Here is an 11507-nt window from a genome sequence, read left to right as displayed (position 1 = left end):
AATTCGATAGATAATGGAAAACTCTTGTAGTACCCTCTACATTCGGCACAAATATATAATCACCTTCCTATGTAATGGAAACGGACATACAATCAATATATATTCTGCAATCCAATTGAAAATACTGTTTCATTTCAGCAATGACCATACAAAAAGACTAACTTATTTTTAAGTTAGTCTTTTCCCCTTAATTAGAGTTAAGTTCTACTTTCTCTAACCCTTCAGCCAATTGTTTCTTATCTAGTCCTTCTCCTATTACTACTAAGTTTGTCGGGAAACCGAAGTCTTGTTCTAATAAAGTTGGTACTCCGAACGAATATTGGAATAGGTGAGGGTATTTATCTCCACGGAATTTCACAAAACCTTTCACTCGATAAATACTATCTGGTAAATTCGAAAGCCATTCATATAATTTGTCTTGATCAATCGGTTTCGTAAATTGATATGTCATCGTTTGTATATGTAAATGCTTTTTGACATGTAGTGTCTCATGTTCCTCATCATTTGGAAATTCTGCTTCTTCTATATCTTTTAAAGATATATTACAATACTTTGTCTCATACATTTTCGCATGATCATTTATTGCCTTTACTTCTTCAAATACTGTGTTCTTATCTTCATCTGTTAGTAAATCTGCTTTATTAACAAGAATGTGACTACCAAATTTAAGTTGCTCATGCAATAGCTGTTGTACATTTGCACTTAATATACTTCGGTTTAACCACCTTACTGCATCTAAAACGACTACAATTGATTTCACTTCCAGAAAAGGAGCTAAAATTGGCGAGACACACGCGTCTAACACTTCAATTGGATGCGCAACACCTGTCGTTTCTATATAAATTACATCTGGTCTTTCTTGTTGGTATAACGAATGTAATTGTATTTCAAGCTCTTCTTTTAACGTACAACAAATACATCCTTTAAGAAGTTCTCTTAAAACATTCTCTTTTCCAATAATATCTGTATCTACCGAGTATTCACCAATTTCATTCATTAATACTGCAACTTTTCTATTCTTCTTTTTCTCTGCTAACAATAAATTTTGTAATAATGTTGATTTACCACTACCTAAAAAACCACCTAATATATGAATCTCCACTTTATTCATTCAACCGACCATCCATTTCTTTACTTCAAATGTATTCAAAGCGTAATAATTACGATTTATATTTATCATTTTATTAAAAGAATGACCATTTGTAAATATAAGAGATTCACTGTTCATTTACTTCATATGCAACTCTAACTCCAGACTCAATTGCCCCTTGCATCCACCCATGTGTTAATGTCGTATGCTCTCCTGCAAAGTGTACTTTTCCAGATGGTGGTGTAATATACGGAAATAACTCGAGCTCTTGGCCTGGTTCGAAAGCTGTAAATGCACCGCAAGAATACGGATTTTTACTCCAGCTAAAAGATGTTCCAGTGACAAACTCACTATAGACGATGTCACCGTATATTTCCGCTAAATTTTTTAATGCGTAACGAATACGATCTCTTTGCGGGAGACTATCCCATGTTAACGCCTCATCTGCCCACGTATAACTTGCTATAACGATAGCTGGTCCTGGAGTATGAATGCCATAACTCGGATAGTATGTAAACCGTATCGGTAAATCAGTAATAGATTTACCGCCACACTGTCCCGCTTTCTCCCAAAATCTACTTTTAAACTCTATTGCAATTTTAGTTGCAGCAATATAATTTAATTCACGAATTGCTCTTTTTTTAAAATAAGAGAATAAATAGTATGGCTGAACTTCTACAAATCTTAACGCTGAAAATGGAATTGTAATAATAGCAAAATCACTTGTTATTGTAAATTGCTCTAACGTTTGTTCATGATTTCCTTGTAACATTACTTTATTATCTTCTTGTATAATTTTATCAACCTTATACTGCATTAAAATATGTTCCCTTAATTGTGGTAAGAATGCATTCGATAACTTATCCATTCCACCAGTTATTTCATAATATTTCGTTGTTGAAGTAAAGAAAATCATTTCACGTAATACTTCAATTAAGGACATTCCCATATAAGCTTCCATATCAAGAAGTACCCCAATCATATCTATTGCACCATCTGAATAATACTCCATTAAAAATGAACCAAGCGAATACGTTTTATACTTTTTTTCAACGATAAGCCAGTTTTTATCAGGATCCTTCTTAATATAATTTAGTATTGGTTCTAATACTTCGATCATTAGCTCTTCTGCCGTTTTTCCTTTTTCTTTATCCAAAACCGGATATTCAAGTACACTTGGATCATTTTCAAACACATTCAATCTCGTTTGAATGTTATTCGTATAAATGATATCTGCAAAAGTTTTATTTATAAAAAGGTTTAAAGGTAGTTTAAATTTATGAATATACGCTAAGGTTAACTTATGGGTGTCAGGGATTCTCATCGGTCCCGCATTAAAATATAAACCCACACTAAATGGTTCCCGAATCGTATACACTCTGCCACCTATTCTGTTATTTGCTTCTATAATCGTTACTTCGTGCCCAGCCTCTTTTAATAAAGAACCTGCAACTAATCCAGAAATCCCTGCACCTGCAATCGTAATCCGTTTTGGGTTATTCTTTTTAACAAGCCCTGCATGAATAATATGAAGCATTTCTTCCATTGTTAATGGGTTCCCCATACCATTTCCCCTTTTACAAAGGATTTTACTGAATTATATTCGGTTCACTGAATTCCTATGTTTTGTTCGCAGATTTGCACGGATACATTTTCAAATACTTGAATATCTTTTATAAAATGTAATAAACTAGATATGACTCTATAGAAGTAAGACGTATTATCTTACATAACAAAACCAATGAAATTGCGAGGAATTTTGAAATGAAAAAAGGTATTAACCGTGTTGTATTAGTAGGAACAGGAGCAGTTGGATGTAGTTATGCTTACTGCATGATTAACCAAGCCGTAGCTGAAGAATTTGTTTTAGTCGATGTAAATGAAGCAAAAGCTGAAGGGGAAGCAATGGATTTAAGTCATGCTGTTCCATTCGCCCCAGCTCCAACTAGAGTATGGAAAGGCAGCTACGAAGATTGTAAAGATGCTGACCTTGTAGTTATTACAGCTGGATTACCACAAAAGCCAGGCGAAACACGTTTAGATTTAGTTGAGAAAAACGCCAAAATCTTTAAACAAATCGTTCGCAGTATTATGGATAGCGGATTTGATGGCATCTTCTTAATCGCAACAAACCCTGTAGATATTTTAACTTATGTAACTTGGAAAGAATCTGGTTTACCGAAAGAACGTGTAATCGGTTCTGGTACAACGCTTGATTCTGCTCGTTTCCGCTATATGTTAGGTGAGTACTTCGATATTGGTCCACACAACATTCACGCTTATATTATCGGAGAACACGGCGATACTGAACTTCCAGTTTGGAGCCATGTTTCCGTTGGTATCCAAAAACTACAAACACTGCTTGAAAAAGACAACACGTATAATCAAGAAGATTTAGACAAAATTTTCATAAACGTCCGTGATGCAGCTTACCATATTATTGAGCGTAAAGGCGCAACTTATTATGGTATCGGTATGTCACTTCTACGTGTTACAAAAGCAATTTTAAACGACGAAAATAGTGTATTAACTGTATCAGCTTACTTAGAAGGTCAATACGGTCAAAAAGATGTTTATATCGGGGTACCTGCTGTTTTAAATCGCGGCGGTGTTCGTGAAATTTTAGAGGTTGAATTAAGTGAAGATGAAGAATTAAAATTCGACCACTCTGTTCAAGTATTGAAAGAAACAATGGCTCCGGTTCTTTAATTAAGATAAAAAGCAATCCAATTTATTTTGGATTGCTTTTTATTTTCATTATCTCCTATGACTTTTTAGTGATTTTCTATCATTTCTTATTTTTTAGTCGCATCCTCATTATTTATATCAAGTACATCTAATAAAAAGATAAAGATTGGTATCCCGATAATAAGCCCCCATATTCCGAGGAAATGCTCTGAGAAGATAAGAATCATAAATGTGTAGAATATTGGTAAATTTGTTTTTGCAGACATAAACTTCGGATTTAAAAAATAACTTTCAAGAGCATGGATTACTGTTATGAATACGAGTATGTATACTACGTACATAACTCCGCCTACGTTGTAAGCAATGATACAAAGTGGAAACAAAGAAATAATCACACCTGCAACAGGAATCAACCCTAGTAAGAAAATCATAACAGCTAATACAAGTAGCTGTGGAAATCCTAAAACGATTAATGCAATGACAGTAAGAATACAATTTACAACGGCAATTAAAAACTGAGCCTCAATTACTTTGCCGAACGATCTTGCAAATCTTTCACCAAAATATGCAATTTCCTCATAAAAGATTTTTAACTTACTATCTTTAAACTTAGATGTAAATGTAATAATACGCTCTTTTTCTAATAAGAAAAATAAGCTTAAAATTAGAGATAATAATATTTGTAAACTTACCTTCCCTATATTTGCTATCGATTGATAGATGACATCCACACCTTGTTCTATATATTTTGATACTTCCATCCCATTAATTGTCGAAAGTGCATATTTAACGATTTCATTATCAGGTGGATTTTGAAAAAATAGTTTAAACTGATAAATTAATTGTGAAATTTGTATCGTCAGCACAGGTAAATATTTATATAACGTTGTGCCTATAAAGGAAACTAATATTATATATAAACATGCAATAACAATTTTCCGGTTTACTTTCAATTTTCTTGAAATAAAACGTTGAAATCGATCCATTAAAAACGTCAGTATAAACGTAATTAATATTAAATTAATCATACTTTTTAATGCGTATAATACAAGCGCTACTATTATTAAAACGAGAAACCGTTGAAACCCTCTACTTCGAAAAAAACTCTTTACTTCATTCATTAAGAATTAACCTCCCCCTTCAATGGATGGAAATTGAATATATTACATTTTATGAACTCCTATAGACAATCTTTCTTACTAATTGAGAAGAATCCTTTTTTTCTTTTCATATTGTTAGATTCCAGTTATTTTTCATATAATCTTTTATAAACTAGGTAATTTTCTATTTTTAGACTGCTGTTCATACGCATATCCAATATTGAAAAGCTCTTTTTCACCAAACTGTTTCCCTACAAACACTACACCGATTGGTTCTCCATTTTTATCATATCCAGCAGGAACCGCTAATTCCGGATAACCAGCTACAGCTGATAGAAGAACTTCATCGTTATTAATCATAACTAGAGCATCCAAACCTTTTTCTACTAAATACCTATCTAGCTCTTTTCTTGCATTTTCTTGACTCGTTTGCACTACGTTTTCAAACTCTTCTTTCGTTATAACAGATTTTTCAGACCCTTCAATTAATGTTTGTCCGTATTTTATTCGTCTTTTACTATCCTTTTTATTAAACGCTATAATCTCTTCTAACGATTTTACCGGTACATTCTTTTGCTGTGAAAGATAGTCGTTTACATTATGCTTGAACTCATATTCTAATGTTTGCAAATTATCTACACCCTCAGCACTTAACTGGATATTATCAGTTAATATCGCACCTGCATCTTGAAGGTCTTTTCTAATTTTTTCTGCTACTGCTTTTCTATTTTCATCTTGTTGGTCTACAGAAAAAAGAAGCCCTATCTTTTTCCCTTTTAATCCATCTATCGATAAATCCTTTGTATAATCAATTCTTTCTTTATCTTTCATTTTTTCTGTCATAACATCTTTTTCGTCATAACCTATCATTGCATTAAATAATGTTGCTGCATCTTTTACCGTTCTTGCCATAGGTCCTGCTGTATCAAGAGTTTCAGCTAACGGAATAATTCCTGTTCTGCTTACCATACCTAAAGATGGACGTAACCCAACTACTGATTGCTGCGCCGCGGGTGCAACAATCGATCCCGTCGTTTCTGTTCCAATTGCAAGCGGTGCAAAATCTGCTGCAACTACTGTAGCAGATCCTGAACTTGATCCTGAAGTATCGAATGTAATCGGACCGTACGGGTTTAAATTTTGTCCTTTCTTCCCGCTATACCCGCTTGGCATTGTAAAAGATAAATAGTTCGCCCACTCAGACATATTCGCTTTTCCTAAAACAAATGCTCCTTCTTCTTTCAACTGCTTCACAATTGTTGCGTCTTGATCTGCAATCCAATCTTTTAATACATAAGTTCCTGCACTAGTCGGCATCACTTTTTCCGTCTGTACATTATCTTTTACAACGACAGGAATACCATATAAATTCGAATTTTTGTTTCTACCCCGCTCTTGATCTAACTTTCTTGCTTCTTCCATCGCATTAGGATTTATCTCTGTAACAGAATTTAATGTTATTCCATTTTGATCATGTTCTTGTATTCTAAAGAGATAAATACTCGTTAATTCTTCATATGACAACTTTCCATCATCAATCATTTTTTGAAGCTCATCTACAGTCGCATTTACGACTTCTTTTTCTTTTATCTTTACATTTTCTATATTGATTCCTTTAAGCTGATTATGTATCGGTTGTAGCACTCTTTCTTTATCATATACAATACGCTCAGGTTCCTTTGGAAAATAATTTTTATACACGTAATATCCACCAGCACACGCTAATAAGACAATGCCTCCAGTGATAGACAGCGTTACCTTTACCCATTTCTTCATGTTGCTTCCTCCACTCTATAAGATGCTTAGCTATACAAAAAAGAGAGTTACCTTTTACTTAACTCTCTCCAATCAAAATGCTAAATGAAAAAATGAAAGATTTCAATCTAATTACTTCTTTTTTTGCATTTGCTTTGCTAACATTTCTTTCACTTGATTATACGTTAACCCTGAATTTTTATTTAAACGCTTTACTTCCTCAACATCAGTACCTACCACTGTATATTTTTTCTCATCATTCATTTTTCTAATTCCCTTCTCACCGTATTATTTCTTATATTTCTTCCCTAAATACGCATAAATTAACACCACTACAAAAAAGGAAGCTGTTTTTAAGCACAGCTTCCTTCTCGTTACATATTGTATTTCTTAATAAAATTTCACTACATCTTCAGTAGGTAAGAACGTTCTTTCTGCTGGTTGTTCGTTTGGTTCACCAAATGGCATTTGACCTACTAAGCTCCACTCTGCCGGAATGTTCCAAGTTTCTTTCACTTCAGCATCTACGATTGGGTTGTAATGTTGTAATGACGCTCCAATTCCTTCAGCAGATAATAGCATCCACACAGTATGTTGTAACATCGCATTTCCTTGATGAGACCAGAATGGGAACTGATCTTTGTATAATGGGGCATTTTCTTGCATTTTTTCTACAGTTGCTTGATCTTCAAAAAATAGAACTGTTCCTACACCTGCATGGAAGCCTTTTAGTCTTTCTACAGTCGCTTCAAAGTTTTCTGCTGGTACGCGTGCTCTTAGTGTTTCTTTAACGATATCCCAAAACTTTTCATGCTCTCCATCCATTAATACAACCATACGACCACTTTGCATATTGAAAGATGTTGGTGCGTGTAAAGCTGTTTTTAACACTTCTTCAATTCTGTCTTTCGTAATTGCATCGTTTTTTGCTACTTTACGAATTGAACGGCGGTTCACAATTGCTTCTTTTAAGTTTGTTGTAGTTGCTGACATTTTAATTCCTCCAAATGTTTGTTTTATAATTTATTTTGTTATTTCATAACAAGCGAATTAGCAATATCCATTGGTATTACATTGCATACCTTCAAATGAATTTGTTTTATCCTTTTCAATTTCTTTATCAATGACCCTTTCTAGTGTTTCTTTACTAGCAAGCCCTTGAATGACTTCATCTCCAATCATGACAGTTGGAACAGCCATAATATTCGCTTCATCATATGCGTGCTGAATTGCTTCTTGATGTTTTTCTTTATATTTACGAGTGACTAAAGCATCTTTAAATTCTGCTTCAGGAAGTCCTACTTCTACCGCTAATGTTGTTAACACATCAATATCTTCAATATTTTGTTCCTCTTGGAAAAATGCTGTGAATACGCGGTGGTGATACTCATTACCTAGTCCACGTTCTTTTGCAAATTGACATCCTTCGAAAGCTAAATGTGTATATGGGTGCGGTGAAACACGTGGCAAGCGCATATCGATTCCTAATTTCTTCGCAGTCGGAAGAATGAAAGCATCCCATGAACCTAATTTTTCTGGCTCATTCCATGGATCTATTTTTGAATATGGACTTGGACGTAATTCAAATGGCATCCATTCAATCTCTACATCTTTCTCTTTCGCTACCTCATCTAATGGACCTTTTGCTAAAAAACAAAACGGACATATAAAATCTGAGTATACTTTCATTTTTACAGTCATAACTTTTACACCTTACCTTTATAGCTGTAACTCAATCAGTTACATTAGTGATAAAAAAATATAAATATTATTTAAGCATTCATTTTTTCTTGCAAAGTTTCAAACAACTGCCCCATCGTAATATTTCTCAAAACTTCTTCCATCGCGGATTGTGCTTGAATTAAAATAATTTCTAACACCGCTTGAATATTCGCCCCAATTGGACAATCTGGATTCGGTTGCTCGTGAATATGAAATAGCTTGTCTTCTTCGACTACGTTCACTGCATGATACACATCTAACAATGTGATTTCATGTAAATCCTTTAGTAATCCCGCGCCACCCGGTCCACGATTTACGTAAACAAAGCCAGCTTGTTTCAAGTACGACATGATTTTACGAATGACTACTGGATTTGTATTGACACTCTCAGCCATATAGTCTGAAGTACAAAGTGAAGATGGATTGTTTTTCAAAATAGATAAAATATGAACAGCTATGGAAAAGCGGCTACTAATTTTCATCGTAATCACCACCTTGATGTAATCATTATAGTTACAACTGAAAAATAAGTCAATCCTTTTCATAGATTTTTTATAAGTAAATTAAAAAGTGTCCCATTATGATATATGAGACACCTCTTTTTATTCTGCAAATAGCGATTGAAATTCTTCAATAAATAACTGCACAGCGATTGAAGAATCCTTTAATGAAGGAACAGCTAAAGCAATTTCTCTCCATACTTGTGGTTCCAATTCTCTCGTTTGCACATTTTTTGGTAAATTCGTTAAAGATAATTCAGCTAATATTGCAATGCCTAATCCTTCTTGAATCATATTTAAAGCTGTAGTAACTGTCGAAATTACATACTCAGCCCGAAGTGGTACATTTGCTTGTTTAAACATATCAATAATAGGTGGTTCGTATCCGCCCTTACATAATATGATCGGTTCATTCTCTAAATCACTAATTGTAATAGAGTCCTTCTTACAGAGAGAATGATCCTCTCTTAAGATAGCAACCATTTTCCCCTTCGTTAATGGAACAATCTCCATATCTTTATTAGGCAAAATAACAATTCCTATATCAATAACCCTCGATACTAACCAATCTTCAACTTCTTTAATCGTTCCTTCACAAAGAACCACTTCTAATTTCGGATACTTCTCCTTAAAAAGGTTTATCATTTTGGGTAAGAAATGTGCAGAAGCACTCGGAAAACTACCAATTCGAATCGTCCCAACTTCGTGTCCTTTCTCCATCGCAACTTCTTGTTCAATCTTCTCTACACCGTTCAAAATCTCTCTAATATGTACAAGAATCCTGTTTCCTACATCCGTAACGAGGAGCCCTTTTCGTTTATCACGTATAAGAATAGTAACTCCTAACTCTGACTCAATACTTGAAATCGCATGACTAACAGCTGGCTGCGTCATATTTAATACCCTGGCAGCTTTCGTAAAACTACCTAACTCAACAGTTTTTATTAATACTTGCAGTTGTGTAATGGTCATAACTAATCACTTATACTCCTCATAAAAAAGATTCATTTTATTTATTACAGTCGATATCATATCATAGTGAAATGAATAACAACAAGGAGGTCTTTCAGTGACACAGCTTTCTCGAACTAAGACGGCCATAATCCTTACCTTTCTCGTTTTCATGTGGGGAATCAATTGGCCTTTATCAAAGTTTGCCCTGCATTATACACCACCTGTTTTATTCGCAGGCGTTCGAACTTTAATTGGAGGATTCATTTTACTCCTGTTCGCATTACCGAAATACAAAGAGTTACATTTAAAAGAAACGTGGCATTTATACGTTATTTCTTCTTTACTTAACATCATTATATTTTACGGATTACAAACTGTCGGCCTTCAATATATGCCTGCTGGGTTATTTTCCGCCATTGTATTTCTACAACCAGTTTTACTCGGTATTTTCTCGTGGATATGGCTTGAAGAATCAATGTACGGCTTGAAAATTTTCGGGCTTGTTCTCGGATTTATTGGTGTAGGCGTTATTAGCTCAAGCAGTTTAACAGGACATATTTCTGTTATTGGAATCCTTCTCGCGTTAGGATGCGCTATTGGCTGGGCACTTGGCACAGTATTCATTAAGAAGACTGGTCACCGTGTTAATGCCATTTGGATGGTAACACTTCAGCTTATTATTGGTGGCCTTTGCTTAATTGGATTTGGTTCAGAGTTTGAAAGCTGGTCTAGTATCGCTTGGAGTATGCCATTTGTTAGCGTACTTCTCTTTATTTCATTCTTCGTTATTGCAATGGGGTGGCTTGCATACTTCACACTTGTTGGAGCTGGTGAAGCAAGTAAAGTTGGGGCTTATACCTTTCTCATTCCACTAATAGCTATTATTGTAAGTTCAATTTTCTTACATGAGGCTATTACCATTAGCTTATTCATCGGACTATTATTTATTGTTGTGAGTATTTGTTTTGTAAATATGAAACCGAAAACACTTGCTGTAAGGCAGCAAGTTGAAATGAAATAAACGTAAGAAATAGCCTACTGTTTGTAGGCTCTTTCTTACGTCTTACTTTTTACGACGTACTACAAAAACACACGCACTTACCGACGATACTATCGCCAAAATAGATAAGACAATTGCTATCAATTGCATATTACTAGTACCTTCATTCTTTTCTACACTAGACACTTCACCATGTTCTCCTGTTAATGACGTACCTTTTGCAATTGTAGTAAGTGAATGCGGTTTTTCAGCTTTTTCATCACCTGTCCATTCAACAATTTCTCCGTCTTTATATTGTTGATATGCGTCCCAAGCTATTTTTTGCTCTTTATCCGGATTTTTAGCGACGAAAGTAAATCGCTGGAACTGGCCGGTTAAAATCCCTTCTCCTGTCGCTTCCCATACTACAGTTTTAACTTTTCCGGCTGTATCTTTTTGCTCCTCAACTTTCCATCCTGGGACTGGTTCATACTGTTGGAACTCTACTCCAGACGGTATTTTCAGTGTAACTTTCGTCGTTGCTTCATTTTTTTCAACTGGTACTTTTATCGTATAAGTCTCCCAAGAACCAATATCAGAAGTTGCTGGTTTTACAGTGACGTGCGCACTAACAGGTAACGAAAAAATTCCCACTGCAATAATTGTTGCGATCATTGTTGTTCCTAATTTTTTTATACGTTTCATTTTCTATTAGCTCC

At 34.5% G+C, this 11507-nt stretch carries 12 protein-coding genes; 2 read left to right on the top strand and 10 right to left on the bottom strand.

Annotated elements, in window-relative coordinates:
• Positions 1-187: 187 nt before the first annotated feature.
• Positions 188-1111 carry a CobW family GTP-binding protein gene (locus tag ATL10_RS03750; protein WP_110496442.1) on the bottom strand — a complete coding sequence of 308 codons (924 nt, stop codon included), beginning with the start codon at positions 1109-1111 and terminating at the stop codon, positions 188-190.
• A 106-nt stretch (positions 1112-1217) separates the two neighbouring features.
• Positions 1218-2654 carry a flavin monoamine oxidase family protein gene (locus tag ATL10_RS03740; protein ID WP_000528024.1) on the bottom strand — a complete coding sequence of 479 codons (1437 nt, stop codon included), beginning with the start codon at positions 2652-2654 and terminating at the stop codon, positions 1218-1220.
• Positions 2655-2854: 200 nt separating this feature from the next.
• Here ATL10_RS03740 and ATL10_RS03735 point away from each other — a divergent pair, with 200 nt between their 5' ends.
• Positions 2855-3799, top strand: a complete 945-nt coding sequence (locus tag ATL10_RS03735; protein ID WP_000715321.1) for an L-lactate dehydrogenase — start codon at positions 2855-2857, stop codon at positions 3797-3799.
• Positions 3800-3885: 86 nt separating this feature from the next.
• Here ATL10_RS03735 and ATL10_RS03730 read toward each other — a convergent pair whose 3' ends face one another.
• The 7 genes from ATL10_RS03730 to ATL10_RS03700 all read right to left on the bottom strand — a co-directional run bounded on the left by ATL10_RS03730 (position 3886) and on the right by ATL10_RS03700 (position 9827).
• On the bottom strand, positions 3886-4899 hold the full coding sequence (locus ATL10_RS03730; RefSeq protein WP_001006597.1) for an AI-2E family transporter: 1014 nt from the start codon (positions 4897-4899) through the stop codon (positions 3886-3888).
• A 144-nt stretch (positions 4900-5043) separates the two neighbouring features.
• A complete protein-coding gene (locus ATL10_RS03725) occupies positions 5044-6654 on the bottom strand; it encodes an amidase family protein (RefSeq protein WP_000759469.1) in 1611 nt (536 codons plus the stop codon).
• A 111-nt stretch (positions 6655-6765) separates the two neighbouring features.
• On the bottom strand, positions 6766-6897 hold the full coding sequence (locus tag ATL10_RS31720; RefSeq protein WP_000997344.1) for a hypothetical protein: 132 nt from the start codon (positions 6895-6897) through the stop codon (positions 6766-6768).
• 126 nt (positions 6898-7023) lie between these two features.
• Entirely contained in the window at positions 7024-7626 is a 603-nt protein-coding gene (locus tag ATL10_RS03715; protein WP_001277009.1) for a nitroreductase family protein, read from the bottom strand.
• A 57-nt stretch (positions 7627-7683) separates the two neighbouring features.
• Positions 7684-8334: a DsbA family oxidoreductase gene (locus tag ATL10_RS03710; RefSeq protein ID WP_097924365.1), complete on the bottom strand. Its 651-nt coding sequence runs from the start codon at positions 8332-8334 to the stop codon at positions 7684-7686.
• 71 nt (positions 8335-8405) lie between these two features.
• Entirely contained in the window at positions 8406-8837 is a 432-nt protein-coding gene (locus ATL10_RS03705; RefSeq protein ID WP_000704073.1) for an Rrf2 family transcriptional regulator, read from the bottom strand.
• Positions 8838-8957: 120 nt separating this feature from the next.
• Positions 8958-9827 carry a LysR family transcriptional regulator gene (locus ATL10_RS03700; RefSeq protein WP_098360753.1) on the bottom strand — a complete coding sequence of 290 codons (870 nt, stop codon included), beginning with the start codon at positions 9825-9827 and terminating at the stop codon, positions 8958-8960.
• Between the two features lie 97 nt (positions 9828-9924).
• Here ATL10_RS03700 and ATL10_RS03695 point away from each other — a divergent pair, with 97 nt between their 5' ends.
• Positions 9925-10830 (top strand): DMT family transporter, encoded by a 906-nt coding sequence (locus ATL10_RS03695; RefSeq protein WP_023521703.1) that lies wholly within the window; start codon positions 9925-9927, stop codon positions 10828-10830.
• 42 nt (positions 10831-10872) lie between these two features.
• Here the strand turns inward: ATL10_RS03695 and ATL10_RS03690 are convergent, their stop codons facing one another.
• Complete coding sequence (locus ATL10_RS03690; protein WP_110496440.1) at positions 10873-11493, bottom strand: YcnI family copper-binding membrane protein; 621 nt, start codon at positions 11491-11493, stop codon at positions 10873-10875.
• Positions 11494-11507: the final 14 nt, after the last annotated feature.

It is taken from the genome of Bacillus sp. 196mf (assembly GCF_003217275.1).
GTDB classification, from domain to species: Bacteria; Bacillota; Bacilli; order Bacillales; family Bacillaceae_G; genus Bacillus_A; species Bacillus_A thuringiensis_S.
This window is presented reverse-complemented; position numbering and strand designations above follow the sequence as displayed.

Coding starts and splice junctions, on each gene's coding strand:
- ATL10_RS03750 (WP_110496442.1), bottom strand. CDS start 1,111: ATGAATAAAGTGGAGATTCATATATTAGGTGGTTTTTTAGGTAGTGGT.
- ATL10_RS03740 (WP_000528024.1), bottom strand. CDS start 2,654: ATGGGGAACCCATTAACAATGGAAGAAATGCTTCATATTATTCATGCA.
- ATL10_RS03735 (WP_000715321.1), top strand. CDS start 2,855: ATGAAAAAAGGTATTAACCGTGTTGTATTAGTAGGAACAGGAGCAGTT.
- ATL10_RS03730 (WP_001006597.1), bottom strand. CDS start 4,899: ATGAATGAAGTAAAGAGTTTTTTTCGAAGTAGAGGGTTTCAACGGTTT.
- ATL10_RS03725 (WP_000759469.1), bottom strand. CDS start 6,654: ATGAAGAAATGGGTAAAGGTAACGCTGTCTATCACTGGAGGCATTGTC.
- ATL10_RS31720 (WP_000997344.1), bottom strand. CDS start 6,897: ATGAATGATGAGAAAAAATATACAGTGGTAGGTACTGATGTTGAGGAA.
- ATL10_RS03715 (WP_001277009.1), bottom strand. CDS start 7,626: ATGTCAGCAACTACAACAAACTTAAAAGAAGCAATTGTGAACCGCCGT.
- ATL10_RS03710 (WP_097924365.1), bottom strand. CDS start 8,334: ATGACTGTAAAAATGAAAGTATACTCAGATTTTATATGTCCGTTTTGT.
- ATL10_RS03705 (WP_000704073.1), bottom strand. CDS start 8,837: ATGAAAATTAGTAGCCGCTTTTCCATAGCTGTTCATATTTTATCTATT.
- ATL10_RS03700 (WP_098360753.1), bottom strand. CDS start 9,827: ATGACCATTACACAACTGCAAGTATTAATAAAAACTGTTGAGTTAGGT.
- ATL10_RS03690 (WP_110496440.1), bottom strand. CDS start 11,493: ATGAAACGTATAAAAAAATTAGGAACAACAATGATCGCAACAATTATT.